Origin of the sequence: Fructilactobacillus florum DSM 22689 = JCM 16035, from assembly GCF_001436645.1 — a bacterium.
In the GTDB taxonomy this organism is placed as follows: Bacteria; Bacillota; Bacilli; order Lactobacillales; family Lactobacillaceae; genus Fructilactobacillus; species Fructilactobacillus florum.
In genome coordinates this window covers 46131-65733 of record NZ_AYZI01000002.1, presented here as the reverse complement: position 1 = coordinate 65733, position 19603 = coordinate 46131, and the positions used below count along the sequence as shown (strand labels likewise).

Genomic DNA, 19603 nt, shown 5'->3' with positions numbered 1-19603 from the left:
AAAAATAAAGGAGTGCCTTATTTCAATGATTACTAATCAAAGAGCTTGCCAAATTTTGGCCGATTTAGTTCAAATTCCTTCGGTTAACAACGAAGAGAAACGGGTTGCAGAGGTGCTTGCCAATCTCTTTCAAGAATATGATATTCCTGCGAAAGTTATCTCTCATGATGAAAAGCGAGCCAACCTTGTCGCAGAAGTTGGTAGTGGGCAGCCAGTGCTTGTTGTTACTGGCCATCTTGATGTAGTCGATCCCGGGGACCGCACTAAGTGGAAAACAAACCCCTTTCAGCTTACAGAAAAAAACCAAATATTATATGGACGTGGTGTTTCTGACATGAAAAGCGGATTAGCGGCGTTAGCCATTGCCCTGATTAACTTTCATGAGAAATTCCCCACAAATCACGGAACCGTCCGATTCCTGGCTACCTATGGCGAAGAGATCGGAGAAAATGGGTCACATGACTTCTACCATGACGGTTATATGCAGGATGCTACGGCGCTATTAGTAGCGGAACCATCTGCCGGCTACATTTCCAATGCCGAAAAGGGGTCATTAGACCTCAAGTTAACTTCGCGTGGCAAAGCCGCCCACAGTTCCTTTCCTGACCTAGGCTTCAATGCAATTGATCCCCTCTTAGACATTCTAGTTGCAGCAAATCAACAACTTCGAAGCCCAGAGCTGCCCCAAAATGACACGTTGGGGAGCGTCACCATTAATAACAATCTCATCAAAGGTGGCGTTCAAATCAATTCCCTTCCTGACGAAGCGACAGCTGGTATCAATATTCGGACGATTCCAGAATTTACGGGCGCCGATGCTATCAAAAAGATTCAAGCAATCATTGCTCACCGAAGTGTTGTTAAAAACAACAATACTGATATAATGCTAAGCCAGCTCGTTCCAAAAAATCCCAACAAACCCTTGATCGATTTGGAAGTGCTGATGGATGAACCCGCCGTGATTGCTCCTGCCGATTCAAGTTTAATTAAGCTAGCGCAAACAATTGGCGAGCGCATTAGCGGGAAAACAATTCCAATTAAACCCTGCCCAGGAATTACCGATGCCTCCAATCTGATGCGTCATAAACCAGCTGATTTTCCTTTTCTAATTTTTGGTCCCGGAAATGGTAGCTCGCACATGCCCAATGAGCAAATTCCTAAGAGGGTATATTTAAATTTCATTAAGATTTATACCGAACTATTTAACCAGTACTTTAGTTAATCACTTTTACCACCATTACGTTGACAAAAAAAGCTTGCATTTTTAATGCAAGCTTTTTTTCACAACTATTCCATACATTTACTAACTGCAGTAGTAATATATTCACCAGCGTTAATTTTTTGCTTGATGTGCTTCACGTTTCGTAGCATATCAGTAAACTGAGAGGAAGTGATTTGAGCAACTTTTTCCTGGAGCTGCCCTAAACCAGCAACACTAATACCAACATTATTTTTCCTAACAAACTCACAAATTGCTGCTTGTTCCCAGACAATGACAGGCATCCCAGCACTGAAATATGAGGATACTTTATATGGATTATTATATTTTAAGTAGTTCCCAAACAATCCAGAAATTTCACTAGTTTGCTTTCCATCCCAGACTAGCCCAAAGCCATGGCCCATTTTGCTTGCTAGTTCTTCTGGTGAACAGCTTCCATGATAATCTAAAGATGCTTCTAGCTGCTGGGGATTATTAGTTTTACCGTATAAATCAACATGCAGGGGAGCATGGACTTGGAAATCCTGTAAAAAAGTTGCCTTATTTAAATTACCAGCAAAGGTTAAATTATTTTTATAGCTTTCCGAATTAGTTTGGCTTTTGGCATTACTTAAATAATCAAATAATTCTAGCTCGACCGTCTCGGTCGTTAATCCAACTGATTGGAGTTTCGCAGTCATCCGTTGATTGTGCGTAATTACGTAATCATACTGATTCAAATATGCCGCTTCTTGCTCTAATGTCCCAAAAATACTCCATGCAAATCGGAGGGAATCTAAATCATGAATTAAGGCAATCGTTCGGACTCGATGCTCTTTTAAATAGTTTAATAAATGTGTCGAAAACTTAGCACCACTGTAGAGCGGATAATTAACTAACACTACATCATTAGAATTTAGTTTGAGTCCAGCTAATTTAGCATGAATTCGGTGATCAATCAAAAAATGTTGATCAATTTTACTATGTTGGTATTTTTTTAAATAAATCGTTGTAAAACCAAGCTGGTTATGCAAAATTCGGCTGACATCGAGTTTGGGCTTATGATCACCGTCATTTGATTCGCTTCTTGCCACATCAATTATATATCTAGCCATTAACCTCACCAAAAATTCTATTTTTTAAACAACAAATAATTTCTACGCACTTTTTGCGCAATGCTTACCTTACGTTTGATTGAAAAATAGGGGCTTAACATGACTCTAGCCACTAAGTGCTTTCGAAATTTAAAATACTCCGATTGAAACTGTCGCGCTCGTTGCAGTTCACCCACCTCAACCAAATTGCTAATTAAATCGTTAATTGAAGCTAAATACTGAGTTGTCGCCAAATCAATCACTTTCTGATCAAGCTTAGCACGCTGCGGTTGTAATAATTTAAATATTTTTCGGTAGGTTACTAACCAATTATCTCCCTTGGCAATGACTCCCTTTTTATCCAATTGCTTACGCATTGCACTTGCTTGGTTAGGTCGATAGTAATAGGTTACCGGCGGATGATAAATTAGTGGTGCTCGCAAAAACAAAAAGTTCTCACAAACAAACAGCAAGTCTTCCCCCATAAAAATATCATTATCAAATTCAATCCCTGAACGCTGTAAATCCTCGGCGTAAAACATCTTGTTCCAAAGGTAACCTTCAACCCCGCGAGCACCAAGAATTTCACAAAGACCATCTGAAAAAGCGTATGTTTTAGTTCGCTTAATATTTTTGGGATTAATAATTAAATGACTCCCACCGCCTGTGACAGCCATCCGTGCCGGCGATGATTTTAGGCAGTTCACAAGGGTTGCTAAATGGTGTGGCTTTAAGACATCGTCAGCATCGATAAAAGTGACGTACTGACCTTCAAGGTATTTTAAAGCCCGATTTCTTGAATACGATACTCCCATGTTTTTATCATTTTTTAACAACGTCACCTGACAGGCTGAACGTTGCTGATACTGATGAATAATCTCAATCGAATCATCATCTGAGTAATCATCAACGATAATCAAATGAATTTCTCGGTATGTTTGTGATTCAATTGAGTCTAAACATTCTTTTAGATATTGGGACCCATTAAAAACCGGGATAATTACATCAACTTTCCCTGTACTCATCTTGTCCCCCCTTCTCTTAGCTATTAGATAACATGCGCCGTAATGCTTGAATAAACCGACGATCATATTGATCATCGTATAAAAAAGCAATTGATGCCTTAACTTCTGCTGGAACGAATCTTTTTTTCCCATTAACGATGGTCGCTAGTTTTTGCTGAAACTGTTGATAATCAGAAATCGGGTACAAATACCCGTTAATATTATCCTTGATAATATCATTAGGTCCAACCGGGCAATCCGTTGACAAACAAGGGATTCCATAACTCATGGCTTCTGCTAAAACCAGACCAAAGCCTTCATAGTTTGAATTTAATAACAACGCATTTGCAGATTGTAATTCACCAAATGGATCCGCAACCCACCCTGCTAATTTAACTCGCTTACCAAGTACGGAACTTTGGGCGATGAATTGTTGCAAATCCATAAAGTCAGGTCCATCACCAAAAATTTGCAACTCCCAATTTCCTGGAACCTTTTCTAGCGCAGTTAACAACCCTCGCAAGTTCTTTTGACCATCAAGAAAAATTCTCCCAATGTATACCAAAGTACACTGCTTGGGGTTAGGACGAATTGTACGTTCCCTCCTAGGGACCGCATTGTAAACTAGCTGGATTTTACGTTCAGCAATGCCTAAATGCATTAATTCATCCTTAATTCCCGTTGAAATCGCTAAATGTTGATCGGCCCATTTGAGCGCTCGGATTTTATTTCCAATCCCTGGATCAGCTGCTGAAACCTGTAACCATGAAATAATTTGATACTTCTTATGAAACATTATTTTAATGATTCGGGCAATTAAAATTTGTAATGGACCTAGGAAAACGACCGCTGCGCCTTGATAGGATCGTAAAAAACTAGTCAGCCTAAAGACATTTTTAATTAGGGTTGTCGTCCCTTGATTATCGACTGCCATTTGTTTTTTAAGTTGCTGCACCTTACTGTGATAACTAGATTTTTTAAAAACAAAGAGAGATAATTCAAATTCTTTTTTGATAGATTGACTCGCAGCTAAGTGAGAAATAACCGTTGTAATGCCACCGGGATCAATATTACAAACAAATGCGATCTGCTGCTTCTTCATTAAAAGTTCCTCGTCCTTATCATACCGTCAGCCATCAAACTCCGTTCCTTTTCTTATACATTCTAATATAAAGTCGTGGAAAGATAAATGCGAGCATTGCTGCTACTTGATACTGTTTGGTTAAAAACCGAAGGGCTTGGATAGTAATTCTCTTTCCCAAAACTTCTGATTGAGCACGGGCAGACCAATCCTGATTGGTTAAAATATTTCGATTGATAAAATACAGAGCCATGCGTAACTCAAAACTAGAAAAATATGCTGGAAGATCCGGGTTTCCTACGATCTTGGCAACTTGATGAACATAAGTTGTACATTTTTTCTCTAGCTCCGGTTCATAGGAGTTTGTCAGAGATCCAGATCGTTTATATAAAAAGTACTCTGGTTTATTAACAAAACCAATCTCATTTGGCTCCAACTGTTCTAGAAAACATAAATTAAACAAGCTATCTTCGAATCGTCCTTGATTCGCAAAGCGCAGCTGTTGGTCATGTAACAGCTGTCTATCATACAATTTGGCCCAAGGGCCGACGTCCATTTCCTGATTATGTACCAGATAAGCCTGCAACAGTTTAGTCTTACTCGTCGCTGCCTGCGTCGCTGGTTTTGTCTGTTCTTCTACTTGATGAGCCCCAGTAATCCTGCTAATTCCAGTGATGACCAGTTTTTTGGTAGCACTAGCTTGCCAGGCATCATGAAGAAATGATGGAGCATATTCATCATCGTCATCAGCAAAAGTAACAAACGTTCCTGCCGCTGCTGCAATGCCACGATTACGAGCAGCTGATGGCCCTTGGTTACTTTGAAAATAAGCACTTACATTTGGATACTGAGTAACATAGTGCTTAATCAACTGACCAGTCTGATCAGTGGACCCATCATCAACAAAAACAACTTCAAATGAAGGCTTGGCACGTTGCTCAACAATTGAAGTAAACAGCCGTTCCAGCGTATTTACAGAATTATAAGTGGTAACAATAAAGCTAACATCATATTTATCCAAAGTGCCATCCTCCTACCCCTCATTAATCAAAAAACCGGTTATTATCGAAAAAGACATTCCTTGGAATGCCTTTCATAATCCTATGCTAGCCGATTTTTAATCATGCTAAGGGATCTGTCTATTAATTTTGGACGCAAAATTAAAATCAAAATGAGATAAGTCAAAATCCCAACGATAATCTCAATCATTAACATTAACCACGTGTCTGGCAACCGCAAATCTAGCCAAAACACTATTATGAACATGACTAACCCGGCCACTAAGTATTTGAGATAACCGGCAAAAAGTTGCCGTAAATTAATCTGATTTCGAATCGCATACAATTGATACCCTGTAACGACCACTTCAGAAATAACCGTTGCTAGGGCTGTTCCCACGGAACTCCACAGTAAAATCAAGGGCACGTTTGCAAAAATGTTTACCAACGCACCTAAAATAACCGAATAATTATAAGCTCGATTTTGACCAGTCGGAACCAGATATTGGACCCCAATCGCATTACTCCAAGCAATCAATAACACAACTATTGATTCTAACATCATCAACGGAATTACTGGCATAAACTTTGGCGAAAAGAACAGGGGGACAAAGGAATGGGCCACCGCCGCAATTCCAAACGTCAGCGGAACTGCCAAACAGGTCACAAATTCAAACGTAGTATACAAATATTTTTTAACCTGCTGTAGTTCGCCTCGCTGAAATGCGTTAGCAACGTGCGGTAGCATTACAGTTCCAGTCGCCGTTACCACCGCTAAAGAAAGCTTCACAATCTTATCGGACTGATCAAAAAAGCCCGCCTGTGTGTAATTCGTAAAGACTCCCAACATCGTTTTGTTGACGTACAGATAAATTTGGGTCGCAATTTCTGGAACAAATAAAACGAGTGAAGGAGCAAGATGTTGAAACAAGTGCAAGTTAGCCCAATCAGGTTTGCCAATATATCTCTTTAAACTAGGGAAAAGCGTTAGATTACCGATTAACAATGACAACGACAAAATTAAAATATACAGTGCTAGGTCATGATAGGACTTGACAAAGGTGAAAATACTTATCAACGTAATGATCTTTACAACAAAATTTCGTAAAACTGTAACTGCAAAGTTCTCAACCCCTTGGAAAAACCAAGAAATATCAAAGGCAGCTGCTAATAATGAAAATGATTGTGCCACATAATAAATCTGGTTTTTATGAATTAAGGTCAGGAAAACAAAAAAGGCCAGAAAGGCTATTCCAATAGTAATCATTCGCATCAAAAAAATCTCATAAAATGTATTGGTTAATTTCTGGCGATCACCACGAACATAGGCAATTTGCCGATTACCATAAAGAGCTACTCCGACACTTCCAAAAATAATGAAATACTGAATCGTTGCATTGGTAAAGGCATTGATTCCAACCCCTTGCGGACCTAAAACCCGTGCCAAATAAGGTGTGGTCAGCAATGGTACTAGCAAAACAAAAATTTGATAAGCAGCATTGTATAAATAATTTTTAACGACGCGCATCTTGGCTAATCCCCAAACTCAGTTTTAATTAATCGTAAGGCTGACATAATGGTCTGATCCATATTATAGTACCGATATTGACCAAGCCGACCCCCAAAAACAACATTATCCGCTTGTTGGGTCGCTAATTCTGTATATTTTTTGTACAAACTGCGATTGTTTTTATCATCAATCGGATAATAAGGCTCATCCCCACGACTCCAAGTCTTCGGATATTCATGAGTAACAACCGTCTTACCCTTATTTCCCTTGCCGAATTCAAAATGTTTGTGCTCAATCACACGGGTAAAAGGAGTCTCAGCATCAGTATAATTTACCACTGCATTCCCTTGGAAATTATCAACATCATGTACTTCACTTTCAAAGCGCAAACTCCGATATTCCAATTCGCCCAATTGATAATCAAAAAATTGATCAATCATTCCCGTGAAAATGATCCGCTTTCCAGATTTTAGATACTTTTCTTTATCGGCAAAAAAATCCGTATTCAATTTAACGTCAATCAAATCATTTGCCAGCATTTTTTCAACAATCTGCGTATACCCACCGATTGGAATTCCCTGATAGGGGTCACTAAAGTAATTATTGTCATAAATAAACCGTACGGGAATTCGACGAATAATAAACGAAGGAAGTTGCGTTGCTTTTCTACCCCATTGCTTTTCTGTGTAGCCTTTAATTAATTTTTCATAGATGTCAGAACCAACTAACGAAAGAGCCTGTTCCTCTAGATTAGTAGGCCGGGCCGGAACATTGGCGTGCTCCCTTTGTTCTTGGATTTTTGCTTGAGCTTGCGCTGGTGTTTGTACTCCCCATAATTTATTAAAAGTATTCATATTAAAGGGTAGATTGTAGATTTCACCATTATAATTCGCTACCGGACTATTAATATAGTTATTAAATTCAGCAAACTGGTGTACATATTCCCATATATCTTTCATTTTGGTATGGAAAATATGGGCTCCATACTGATGAACCTGAATTCCTTCAACTTCTTTAGTGAAGATGTTTCCGGCAACGTGTGAACGTTTTTCTAACACCTCAACGTGGTGCCCACGCTTAGCTGCTTCGTATGCAAAAGTTGATCCAAAGAGTCCTGAGCCAACCACCAAATAATCTGTCATTAGTTTCTCCTCAAAGTTTTCAAATCGTACCTAGTTTTAATTATACCAATCAATTAGTAGTGCGTAACATCCTGACCGACATCACTAGCAAATTTACGCTTTAAAAATCCAATGGCTTTTTTGACCAACTGGCGGTCCCCCAACTGAATCCAATTGCACTCTACATAGCTAACCTGATTAGTGGTTAGCCACACATCCAATAATATCTCTGATAGATATCCAAAAACCCGTGCTTCTTGTGCCGAGTAGCTGCTAATATCAATTCGTGCCTGTACTTGAAATAACGTTCCGAACAACCACTCACAATAATCGTTGAAGTAGCTGGTTTTCATAATAAACATATTAAACATATGCGCTGATCGTCTCTTCATTACCTGGTCAAAAGCTGACAGATACTGAGGAGTTTGCTCAGCAATCACCTCTCGCGTCATTATGAGGGGCTCTTTATAGTGTGAATGCACGTAATGCGAAGAAATCGTCTCTACAACGTAGTGGCGTCGTTTGGGGACTACCACGGGCGCTTTTGCTAACAGTTTTTCAACTTGAGCTGTACTCAAAACTTTCTCCAATGAGCGTTGATGTCCTGTGCTGAACAATCGACGATAATGTACTAACCCCACGGCATCAACTTGCTTCAGATTTTTCCAAGCCCAATAAAGTGCGGTTAATTCGTTAAAGTTGGGATTCTGTGCCGAAATATTGTCGCCCTGATTATCAGGTTGATAGTTGCGACTATCAACCTGGTTAAAATCCGCACCAACTAAAACCGGAAGATAGACGGGATCAGTCGGCATGGGAGCATCCTTGTGCGTGGCTACTAAGATTTTATTATTCACTGCTGATCATCCTCCAGTGCACCTTGTTTGGAAAATCAAATCGAACCCGATCGATTACACTATCAATAATCAAAATGAATGGAGAATACTGTAGATAAATCAACTGTGGATCGCTAAAACTATGAAGTGCAATTAAAATAAAAATTAACAATACGTACCATTTTTTGCCCTGATACTGCACGTAAAGTGCAAGTGAAATTAGCAAGATAATAATAAACAGCATAATTAACCCAAAATTCAAGAGATACTGAATATATGAATTATCTAGATAGAAGTAACTTCCGCGGAGGGGGCGATCAGGACGGTAAGTATTAAAAATGATTTGCTTTCCAAACAGACTAATACCATATCGCTCGACCCCTTGATGTGCTAATGCAAATCTTCCAGACATCAAGTGATCAAAAATTTTCATAAAACCACCATTAGTTCCAATGGTGGCAAAAAATACTGATAGAAAAGTTAGTACTGGGAAAATCAAGATACCCGTCCAACCAAACAATTTACTGTGAAAAATCCGCATTAAGAAGTGGTGCAAGGGACTCTTTAGTAGTAAAAAAATCAACACAATCAAAATTTCTAAAATAAATGGATTTCTCGTATTAGTTTCGACATACAAGAACAAACTTATTCCCGAAATTATAGCTAAAGCAAAAAAACTAAGTTTCCCTTTTTTAATCATGATGTAGGCTAGCACCAGGTAAAAAAAGACTTGTGCTGGTAGTGTTACCCAGTTAAATCCAAGCGCTTGCCGTAACAAAACGGTCCCATCTGGAGCGATTCCACGAGGTGAAAAAAATGTTGGAATTAAATTAAAATATCCGAGCACAATTGTGACGCAGGTTAAGCTCCCATTCACATAGAAAAAAACTTTAACTAATTTACTGAAATCAACCTTGCTAACCATTAAAAGCATGACAAAAAACCACAGCGGGAATGCCAGGGTTGAGACTTGCTTTACCAACAGGCCTAGAAAAATTAGAAAAAAATACACAAAGTAAGATTGGCTAGCTGTTCTCATGAGCACGCTTAAACAGCACCCAACGATTAAAACAATGGCAGCAATTTTAGGAAGCGGACTGAACATAAAATCATATGGCTTAATCCAGTTCGCATATACCAATGAAGAGAACATTAGAAATGTATAAATTCCAAAGAAAGTACAAACTAATCTTTCTCTCAAAAGGATCATTCTATTACTGTCTCTTTTTTTTATTAAATCAGTTATCATGAATTGCGATTCCTCTCCACAAAGAACAGTTCCTAAACTATCGTTTAATAGTTCGAAACAGTTTGTGGTCTATTGACGGGCTGTTCTGGATTAAGTTGGGAGATTTCCCGATTAGTTAGCTGGCGTTGCTGAACCTTAATCACCGCACCGTTTACATTTGCGCTATTAATAACGCTTAGCTTGGTAACCATTTTGTCATCCTTAGCATAATCAGCGTGGTTACGATACTTATATTCGAGTGGTCTAACCTTGATCTTGACATAATCACCGACCTGCAAGTTCAAAAACTGTTTATTACTAATCGTAGTTCCACCAAAAGGCGGAATATAATCAGATTCTGGTGAGATGGCTTGATTATTAACCTGCGCAATAATGGGATTGTTTAGATGATACTTTTGGTTAACTATTTTTATTTTACCTAAATTACTGTCAATCACCGCAACTCGTCCAACCGCAGCCGTCTTAACTTTTTCACCAGCCACTAACTGGTCAGGCGCTGCTGCTTGTGAGAAAGCTTTTCGACAACCAAATAAGACCAAAACCATTGCAATTGGAATAATTGCCAAAAGTAACTCCGTCCGTTTGATCTTTTTAGAATGACCCTTCTGTTTTTTTCGATCCGCTTCCTCAGCTAAAAATGGTCCATTATTGCGGTAATCATAAGTGAAAAACACAATCACTCCAGCAATAATAATCAAAGCAACCAATAAAATAAAGATTTTCCCATCGAACAGGTGACTTAGTTTAAACATTAAATAATCTACTTTTGAATATTCCACTTTAATCCCACCCTAATCTAATGTATGGCAATGCTTCCAGTTTCTTTGTAAGGAAGATCTAAACTTTCACGAATCTTGTTGGTAGCTGCTTGTAGTTCAGACCGTGGGGTCACTTCCATTTCTTGATAGTTAATTTCCCGTCCAGTTTGATTCTTTAGATACGTCTCCTGAATCTCACTACGAGCATCATGATACTTGGCAACAATCTTAGTCAAATCACCAAAAGTTAGATCCGTTTGCGTGGTTTTTGAAAGCGAATTGATGAAGCCCTGATTCATGATTGAAGAAACTGCTCCGTTTTTGTTAACAATCGTCTGTAAAAGTTGACGCTGGCGTTGTTCTCGACCAAAGTCTCCCAAGGGATCACTATATCGCATCCGCGAATAGGCGAGGGCCTTTTTACCATCCATTTTAGTTGGCTGATTGTGTTCGAAATGATAGCCCTCGTAGTCAAAGGTTAGAAGAGGACTAATCGTTACCCCGCCAACTTGGTCAACAATTTGGACCAAGCCCCGCATATTAATCAGAGCATAATAATCAATCGGGATGTTAAGCATTTTTTGCACCGTCTCGATCGAAGTTTTAGCACTACCATAAGCATAGGCAGCGTTAATTTTGGCTGGTGATTGGGCCGGATAACCCGGGATGTTAACCGCTGTATCCCGAGGAATACTAGTAATTAAAGTTTTTTCCGTCTTCGGATTAATCGTGACCACCATCATCGTATCAGTCCGTCCCTTATAACTACGATGAAGTTCTCCCGTATCAGTCCCCATTAATAGGATTGAAATCGGTTTTTTCTGGCGAAGTAAGGCATCCGTATTTCGTTCCTTCTCGATTCCAGCACTCTTGTAAGATTTATCAGCTGCATTTTTCAGCATCATATACTTATAAGCTGCAAAGGAACCGCCACCAATCAAGATAACTGCAATAATGATGAGAATCGTGTTCCTGAGCTTGTGTGACCGGTGGTGTCGTTCTTGGTCACGTTGGATTCGACTATCTGCCATGGTTTCCTCTTTTCATAAAGATCATATTCACAATAATTAAAGTCTACCAAAACTAACTCAATTTTACAAAATGCGACCAACTTTATTGATATTTTAACCGTCCCAGTGACTCACGGTAGTAAAAGCTGCCCGTCCTCTAACACCCATTATCCAGCAGGGTTTTCGCATTTTAATGTTTCACAAAATTTGACCTTTTTTGACTTTATGAGGTAAAACACTTTCATTATTCACTTTGAGGGGTTATAATTAATTTTGAAATCAAGGAATGGTTGTGAAACATTACAATCACTTTGAAATTAAATTGAGAAAGAAGGATTACTTATGGCAAACAATAATTTTGGTAACGACCCCTTTGGTGGCAATGGTATGGATGATATTTTCAACAGCTTTTTTGGAAATGTTGGGAATGATGCTAATACCCGTTACACAGTTAATGGACATGAGCTAACTCCTGAACAGGTTGCTGAGATGCGCCGTACCGGTCGAATTCCTGGACAAGCCGGACGCCACAATCAGAATCAGCCCTTGGAAAATAAACCACAAAATAAAAGCTATTTAGATCAAATTGGTCGTAATCTAACCGCAGAAGCCAAAGCAGACTTACTCGATCCAGTGATTGGTCGAGATCAGGAAATTCAAGAAACTGCTGAGATTTTGAGTAGACGAATTAAAAATAACCCAATTTTAGTCGGTGATGCTGGTGTTGGTAAAACTGCAATTGTCGAAGGGTTGGCGCAAAAAATCGTTGGTGGCGATGTTCCTGCTGCCATTAAGGACAAGGATATCATTTCCATCGATCTTTCGGCACTAGAATCGGGTACTCAGTACCGAGGCTCTTATGAAAAGAACGTCCAAAACCTCATTAAAGAAGTGCAGGAACGTAAAAATGTCATTCTCTTCTTTGATGAAATTCATCAGATTGTTGGTGCTGGATCAACTGGCGATGAAAACGGTGGCAAAGGACTTTCTGACATGCTAAAACCAGCCCTTTCTCGCGGAGAAGTATCTATCATTGGTGCTACTACCCAAGATGAATACCGCAACACCATCATGAAGGACGCTGCGTTAGCTCGTCGTTTTAATGACGTAACTGTTAATGCCCCTAGCAAAGAAACTACTTTCGCCATTTTGCAGGGAATTCGCAAATCATACGAGGAACACCACCAAGTCAAATTGCCAGATAACGTCTTAAAAGCGGCAATTGACTACTCTGAACAATACATTCCACAGCGATCGCTCCCCGATAAAGCAATTGATTTGATTGATATGACGGCTGCTCACTTGGCTGCTAAACATCCAGTCACTGATAAAGTTAGCTTAGAAAAAGAGTTAGCAGCAGCTAAACAGCAAAAAGAAAAAGATGCTAAGGCCGAAAACTATGAGGCCGCTGCCAAAGATAAAGAACGGATTTCCAAGCTAGAGGCACAACTAAGCAGTGAATCGGATCAGTCAGAGACTCCCATTGCTCAGCCTGCTGACATTGCTGAATCCGTAGAGCGTCTGACTGGCATTCCCGTTTCACAAATGAGTGCTAATGACATGGAACGGCTCAAGGGAATGGATGCTCGGCTAAAAGCTCACATCATCGGTCAAGACGAGGCTGTTACCGCCGTCGTTAATGCTATTCGCAGAAACCGAGCTGGGTTTGACGAAGGTAATCGCCCCATTGGATCATTTCTTTTTGTCGGACCAACTGGAGTAGGAAAAACGGAATTAGTTAAACAGCTAGCCAAAGACATGTTTAACAACCAGGATTCCATCATTCGGCTAGATATGTCGGAATACCAAGACGAAACTGCGGTTTCAAAATTAATCGGAGCCTCTGCCGGTTACGTTGGCTACAATGACAACGGCAACACTCTAACTGAACGAGTAAGAAGAAATCCTTATTCGATTGTCTTACTAGACGAAATCGAAAAGGCCAATCCGCAGGTTACTACCCTATTATTACAGGTCATGGACGATGGGCGCTTAACCGACGGTCAGGGTAATGTTGTTAACTTCAAAAACACCGTTGTTATTGCCACTTCAAATGCTGGGTTTGGCAACGAAGCCCTCTCAAAAGCAGACGATCAGAACCAGAAATTAATGGATCGGCTCCAGCCTTACTTCCGTCCAGAGTTCTTGAACCGTTTCAATGCAATCGTTGAGTTTAGTCATCTTTCTAAAGATGATCTGAGCAAGATTGTTGATTTGATGATTACCGATCTTAATCAAACTTTAGCGCAAAAAGACATGTCAATTACTGTCTCAACCGCTGTTAAAGAGTGGCTCATGGAGCAGGGTTACGACGAGGCCATGGGTGCTCGTCCGCTCAGACGAGTCATCGAACAGCAGTTACGTGATAAAATTGCGATGTTCTATCTCGACCACCAAGATGTTAAAAAACTAACCGCTGTCTTAAACGATGACAAAACAAGGATTGAGATTCAGGCTAGAACTGAAGAATAATTAAATTTAGCTCCAAAAAACAACCTCTTCATGCTGAAGGGGTTGTTTTTTCTTAATTGCCAAAAATAGGCAGCTCGGTATATGATAACAATACTACCTCAAGACTTCTGTAGAAAGGATCTCATGAAGCTACTTCACCAGCATCGTTTAATCTTGATTAAACTCCTAGCCCTAATCATCGTGCTTGGATTACTAATTTTAATTTATGAGAGCTACAAACCAGAAATTAAACTATTTCTAAATCCCAACCGGCATCAGCAAGCCGTTGCTGCCATCCGCCAACACGGCTGGTCCGATTTAATCCTTGTTTGGTTGCTAATCTTTTTTGGAACCGCCATTCCTGGGGTTCCAGTAATGTTACTTGGGATTCTCTCCGGTCTGTGCTTTGGTATTTTGGGCGGCAGCATTGTTAACATGACAGCAATTGGGATGGGAAACATCGTGACCATTCAACTAATCAGTTTTTTAAAAACTGACATTGAAACTCGCTATCGCAATAATCATTTTGCAACCCACCTTCGCAAAATCAAGAATCCGTTGATGGGATTAGTAATTGGTTATTCGATTCCCATCATTCCCTCGTCACTTGTAAGTATTCAAGCTGCTAATGTGCAACAACGCTTTGGTCGACCACTTGTTACACTAACGGCGATGCTCGGAACTTTTCCAGTTTCTCTAATCTATGCGTTAGGTGGCAACGCTTTATTAAAATGGAATCCACTTCAACTAGTCCTCTTAGTCTTACTGTTAGCAATCTTTCTGTTAACAGCTAATTGGTTGCTGACCAACCTTGTTAATGATCAATTTTAGCAAATAAAAGAGCCCCTGCGTCTCAGCACAGGGGCTCTTTTTAAACTATTACTATTTAACTGCGTTATTAGTCGTTAGTTGTCCATCTAAAATACCGCTATTATCTTTCAATTCGAGCCAGTTATTTTTCATATCAACCTTAAGCCCCTTCCCAAAGAAAGTTTGGTCGTTCGGACTCGTATAGAAGCGAGCTTCCTGATCGCAATCAAACTTGATAGTGTAGGGGTCATCGACCTGATTAACCCCAACTACTTGAAAGGAATCGCCAACGTTACAAGCACTACCCTTTCCAGCCGAATATTGATTAGAACCATCGTCTGCCGTTAATAGGAACGCAGTGGCTTGGGGCAACCGCTCCTTAATGTATTTCAGCGCTTCATCAGTAATTTGTAAATTCATGATAATTCCTCCTTAGATTGATAAATTCGAATAACTTACTTTTATATAGTAACATGTGTGCTCCGAAGTGCAAATATCTTGCTCACAATCGATTTTTGCGAGTGCCCCCTTTGTTTAACCCATCAATTATGATAGACTTAGCGCAATAAAGCTAACAAGGAGTTGAGCACATGGTGATGTATCAAGATTTAACGGGAAAAACGGCGGTAATTACCGGTGGAGATTCTGGAATTGGAGCAGCAATTGCTGCTCGCTTCGGAAAAGAAAAAATGAACGTTGTTATTAATTTTCACAAAAACCAACAGGCCGCAGATGAAACTGCTGCCATCGTTACTAAAAACGGCGGTCAAGCTGTGACCATTGCCCAAGATATTAGTGATGAGGCCGCCGCGGATGCCCTTGTGAAAAAAGCTGTGCAGACGTTTGGTGGGTTAGACGTGTTTTGTAATAATGCCGGGATGGAGAAGAAACTTCCGACTGACCAGGTTGAACTGCAGGACTGGGAAAATGTGATCTCAGTTAACTTAACCGGTACCTTTCTAGGTACCAAAGCTGCGCTTGATTACTGGCTAAAAACTGGGAAACAGGGTAATATCATTAACACCTCCTCGGTGCACCAACAAATTCCTTGGCCCACCTTTGCGAGCTATGCTGCTAGTAAAGGTGGAGTAAAACTGTTCACAGAAACTACGGCAATGGAATACGCCGAAAGGAATATTCGGATTAATCAAATTTGTCCTGGTGCTATCAACACCCCGATTAATGAGAAAAAATTTAGCGATGCTAAAACTTACCAACAAACCGTCAGCATGGTTCCAATGAACCGAGTGGGAACACCCGAAGAAGTCGCTGCCGGAGCAGCTTGGCTGGCTTCTCAAGAATCCAGCTACGTAACTGGGATCTCACTTTACATCGATGGTGGAATGACCTTGTACCCTGCGTTTAAGGACGGACAAGGTTAGACAACCCCAACCATTGTAACTAACTAAATAGGCTTGACTACAGCAGTAGTCAAGCCTATTTAGTTACAAAAACATGTGCCAACCGCATTAACTTTTGCCAGGCTGATTGATAAGTTAGTCCTAGCAAGAGTAACAATTCAGGTAAAAATTGAATTAACAGCCGACTACGACCACCTTCAAACAAAAGGAGGACGGTCAAACCTAGCATCCAAGCCAAGCGTAGCACCTGGACGGTCGAACCGGTAACTCGAAAACCTAAGATTAATAAACCCAAACAAGCAACCCAAAATAATTGGGCTAAAAACTGGTAATCATGAAAATGGGTTCCCGTTCGATAGTAGAGTTGTTGTAATTTATGCTGAGGTCGTTTTGAAATATAGGGATGATCACCACGATACCAACCAAAAGTTCCATCTGAGGTATTATGATAATTTTTGGTAACAAAATATTGACCTAAACCCACCATCCCATAATTTCGTAACTGATGGAAAATAATTTTTTCTGCATATTTATTTCGTTCCGATTTTGTTGCCAACTGGCGCATTTTTTTAGTTTGGTTCACATTTGAACCGCCCGGTGCTGTCAATCCCAATGCCAATGAATGGCTGAGAGGGAGCTCCTGTTGATCAGTAATTTGAATAAAATCATTATGCTGCTTCACTTGGTTTGCAACCACTCCACCTGAAGTCACAATCAGCAAAAAAACTAGTCCTTTAAAAAGCCCCGTTTTAATTAATGACCACTTTTTCGAACTTGTCCAAAATTTCATCAGACTCCAACCAGCGATGGCCACCAGCAAAACCAGTGCCGACGGTTTTAACAACCACGTTCCCAATGCGCCCAAACTAAACCCGAGGGTGCCTAACAGTTGCCAACCATTGAGACGCCCATCCCTTCCGAGCGTCCGATTGATAACAAAACCCAACATTAACAGAGAAACAAACGGTAGCACCATAATGTCAGCTCCCGGAACGATGACTTGAATCATCGTGACCATTAAACCACTTTGAACCCAAATTAAGGGCATTAGGGTGGAGCGGTTGAGCAAGAAGACGGTGATGAGATTTAGTAATAGCGAAAAATCAAAGAAACTCAAGTTTATTAAATTGAGATTGACCCAGCTGGGTACTAAGTGGAATTGAACCAACAACCAATGCTGTAAATAAGTCGGAAAAAAGTTGCTAGGATTTCTAGCTAATAGGTGCTGTCCCACTGCTGGGTTGAGTAAGGATCGTTGCAATTCTCCCGCACTAAAACCTATTGGAGCACTAACCTGCGTCACAACTAGTAGCTGCCAAATCAAAGCAATACCTACTGCAACAACTGTCAGGAACCAGCGATACCGTTTAATTAGAACACCTAATTGGAACCGCCAAATCACAAAGCCAAAAATGAACCCAGTCCCCAAGCTGGTTAAAATCAGCGACGTTAGTCCAACTGGATTAAGATTTGTATCATTGAGTGCTCCTAAAAAAATTAGCCCGGTCCATATTACAAAACCCCACGTGATGATTTGCGACCATGCCAGTCGCCTTTTTAAGCAAGCACTCAATTTCATCGCCCATCAGCTTCTTTCAAAATCATTGGTCAAACCAGCGTTTCGCAAATTCAGCCGTTTTTTCCTGATATAATTCGGGATCAACCTGCTTTGATTGCGCATGTCCTGCTCCCTTTACAATCCATAACTGCTTTTGCTTCCCGCCGTTATTTCGGTAATTTTCATACGCAAACCTGGTGGGAACCAAGTGATCCTGATCACCGTGAATAATAAACAGCGGGATTTGATTATGTTTCAGCGTCTGGCTGGTATTTGCATCTGCAAAGTCATACCCCGCTAAAATCCGTGAGTACATTCGCTCCATCGGAATAATTGGGAATGTAGGCAAATGAAACAGATGCTGCAATTCATATTCAAGTTCTCCTTGAATGCTAGCATAACCACAATCTGCAATCGCAAATTTTACATTTGCTGGTGCTTTTGGCAAGGTAAATAAAACTGCCGAAGCCCCCATACTAATCCCATACATTCCAATTTCCCCGTGGGGATTATATTGATTAATTTGATGCATCCAGCCAGCCAACGCCGTGCGATCCTGCCAACCATAACCAACATAGCGTCCCTGGCTCTCGCCAAAGGCCTGATTGTCTGGAGCCAAAACATTGTACCCCTCGTTATGAAACATCCGCAAATAGGTACTCATCCTACGTGCTGAGCCCCCATATCCATGAACCACTAGAATAGTCTTATTGGTAGGTTGTGCCGCTGCAAAATAGTGTGCTTTAAGCGTTAAACCTGACTTCGTCTTTTGCGTCCAAGTTTGCGAGGGGTTGGTATCATACCACTCCGTATTGACCCCCTGACCTAGCTGCGTGCTAAACCCATCTCTTGAAAAAGCAAAGTTAAATAGATAGTACAGTGCGATTAAACTTGCAACTATGATGATAACCACCAGGCTAATTAGGACTCGCGGCCAAACTCGTTTGCGCTTGGTTTCCTTGCTCTGTCTCAATTCGCAAACCTTCTTTCTAAAATAAAAATGCCCATTTCCATGGGCATTTCTAATCTGAACTTCTATCGAACGATCTTCCGTCCATCTTCCGTACCACTTAGATTAATCATCGCTCTCATTATCTGAATCTGACTTAACATCCGCAGCGGGAATATCGTCGACTAAGTCAACTTTCCCTTGTAAAATCTGATCTTGAATTTCATTAAATTTAAAATAAAGTTGCCACATCAGAAAAGTCATTAAGATGTGCGAAATCCAACCGAAAAAAGGAATCCAAGCCAGCGCTGTTAGCACAATTCCGATAATATAATTCCGTTTTGCTTTTTCTAAAATCTCCCGAATCTCCTGGTTATGGATTTCATTCCGAGTTTGGATTGAAAATACCAAGCTAGCAATGTAGAAACCTAATAAAACCATCAGTGGTAAGTACAACATCACCAACACGATAATTCCACCGAAAAAGGGGAACGCTAGTACCGATTCAATTGCTGCAGTAATCAAAGACAAATAGTAGAGTACTAACATACTTTTCTTAACTTTTTCATTCATTTCGTAAACCTCCATTTTCGTCATTATAGCATACCCCCGCAC

General features: G+C 40.3%; 18 protein-coding genes. 4 read left to right on the top strand and 14 right to left on the bottom strand.

The genetic code is table 11. The features are described from left to right. The first annotated feature begins 25 nt into the window (after window positions 1-25). Window positions 26-1222 carry an ArgE/DapE family deacylase gene (locus FC87_RS01345; protein ID WP_035421250.1) on the top strand — a complete coding sequence of 399 codons (1197 nt, stop codon included), beginning with the start codon at window positions 26-28 and terminating at the stop codon, window positions 1220-1222. A gap of 65 nt (window positions 1223-1287) precedes the next feature. Here the strand turns inward: FC87_RS01345 and FC87_RS01340 are convergent, their stop codons facing one another. From FC87_RS01340 to FC87_RS01295, 10 genes are all read right to left on the bottom strand, one after another. Further along, entirely contained in the window at window positions 1288-2313 is a 1026-nt protein-coding gene (locus FC87_RS01340; protein ID WP_051393769.1) for a glycosyltransferase, read from the bottom strand. A 17-nt stretch (window positions 2314-2330) separates the two neighbouring features. Beyond that, window positions 2331-3317 (bottom strand): glycosyltransferase family A protein, encoded by a 987-nt coding sequence (locus FC87_RS01335; protein ID WP_035421247.1) that lies wholly within the window; start codon window positions 3315-3317, stop codon window positions 2331-2333. Between the two features lie 16 nt (window positions 3318-3333). Continuing rightward, entirely contained in the window at window positions 3334-4398 is a 1065-nt protein-coding gene (locus FC87_RS01330) for a glycosyltransferase (protein WP_051393768.1), read from the bottom strand. A 34-nt stretch (window positions 4399-4432) separates the two neighbouring features. Then, window positions 4433-5398: a glycosyltransferase family 2 protein gene (locus FC87_RS01325; RefSeq protein ID WP_035421246.1), complete on the bottom strand. Its 966-nt coding sequence runs from the start codon at window positions 5396-5398 to the stop codon at window positions 4433-4435. A gap of 80 nt (window positions 5399-5478) precedes the next feature. Continuing rightward, a complete protein-coding gene (locus FC87_RS01320; protein ID WP_035421244.1) occupies window positions 5479-6903 on the bottom strand; it encodes an oligosaccharide flippase family protein in 1425 nt (474 codons plus the stop codon). Between the two features lie 5 nt (window positions 6904-6908). Continuing rightward, the gene (glf, locus tag FC87_RS01315; protein WP_035421242.1) at window positions 6909-8027 is read right to left on the bottom strand and encodes a UDP-galactopyranose mutase; all 1119 of its coding nucleotides are present in this window, start codon (window positions 8025-8027) and stop codon (window positions 6909-6911) included. 53 nt (window positions 8028-8080) lie between these two features. After that, window positions 8081-8863: a DUF4422 domain-containing protein gene (locus FC87_RS01310; RefSeq protein ID WP_035421240.1), complete on the bottom strand. Its 783-nt coding sequence runs from the start codon at window positions 8861-8863 to the stop codon at window positions 8081-8083. Further along, window positions 8856-10052, bottom strand: a complete 1197-nt coding sequence (locus FC87_RS01305; protein ID WP_156656514.1) for a hypothetical protein — start codon at window positions 10050-10052, stop codon at window positions 8856-8858. The genes FC87_RS01310 and FC87_RS01305 overlap by 8 nt, the downstream gene beginning before the upstream one ends. 83 nt (window positions 10053-10135) lie before the next feature. After that, window positions 10136-10870 carry a cytochrome c oxidase subunit II gene (locus tag FC87_RS01300; RefSeq protein WP_035421236.1) on the bottom strand — a complete coding sequence of 245 codons (735 nt, stop codon included), beginning with the start codon at window positions 10868-10870 and terminating at the stop codon, window positions 10136-10138. A 17-nt stretch (window positions 10871-10887) separates the two neighbouring features. After that, on the bottom strand, window positions 10888-11880 hold the full coding sequence (locus FC87_RS01295) for an LCP family glycopolymer transferase (protein ID WP_009166979.1): 993 nt from the start codon (window positions 11878-11880) through the stop codon (window positions 10888-10890). A gap of 321 nt (window positions 11881-12201) precedes the next feature. Here FC87_RS01295 and FC87_RS01290 point away from each other — a divergent pair, with 321 nt between their 5' ends. Both FC87_RS01290 and FC87_RS01285 read left to right on the top strand, forming a co-directional pair. Further along, window positions 12202-14331, top strand: coding sequence for an AAA family ATPase (locus FC87_RS01290; protein ID WP_009166978.1), 2130 nt, complete (start codon window positions 12202-12204; stop codon window positions 14329-14331). Between the two features lie 123 nt (window positions 14332-14454). Beyond that, window positions 14455-15141, top strand: a complete 687-nt coding sequence (locus tag FC87_RS01285) for a VTT domain-containing protein (protein WP_009166977.1) — start codon at window positions 14455-14457, stop codon at window positions 15139-15141. Window positions 15142-15192: 51 nt separating this feature from the next. Here the strand turns inward: FC87_RS01285 and FC87_RS01280 are convergent, their stop codons facing one another. Next, entirely contained in the window at window positions 15193-15540 is a 348-nt protein-coding gene (locus FC87_RS01280; RefSeq protein ID WP_009166976.1) for an iron-sulfur cluster biosynthesis family protein, read from the bottom strand. Between the two features lie 176 nt (window positions 15541-15716). Here FC87_RS01280 and FC87_RS01275 point away from each other — a divergent pair, with 176 nt between their 5' ends. Next, entirely contained in the window at window positions 15717-16502 is a 786-nt protein-coding gene (locus tag FC87_RS01275; RefSeq protein ID WP_040473222.1) for a glucose 1-dehydrogenase, read from the top strand. Window positions 16503-16557: 55 nt separating this feature from the next. Here the strand turns inward: FC87_RS01275 and FC87_RS01270 are convergent, their stop codons facing one another. The 3 genes from FC87_RS01270 to FC87_RS01260 all read right to left on the bottom strand — a co-directional run bounded on the left by FC87_RS01270 (window position 16558) and on the right by FC87_RS01260 (window position 19561). Continuing rightward, entirely contained in the window at window positions 16558-18060 is a 1503-nt protein-coding gene (locus FC87_RS01270; RefSeq protein WP_009166974.1) for a glycosyltransferase family protein, read from the bottom strand. 22 nt (window positions 18061-18082) lie between these two features. After that, window positions 18083-19012 carry an alpha/beta hydrolase gene (locus tag FC87_RS01265; protein WP_040473217.1) on the bottom strand — a complete coding sequence of 310 codons (930 nt, stop codon included), beginning with the start codon at window positions 19010-19012 and terminating at the stop codon, window positions 18083-18085. A gap of 102 nt (window positions 19013-19114) precedes the next feature. Continuing rightward, on the bottom strand, window positions 19115-19561 hold the full coding sequence (locus FC87_RS01260) for a hypothetical protein (protein ID WP_009166972.1): 447 nt from the start codon (window positions 19559-19561) through the stop codon (window positions 19115-19117). Window positions 19562-19603: the final 42 nt, after the last annotated feature.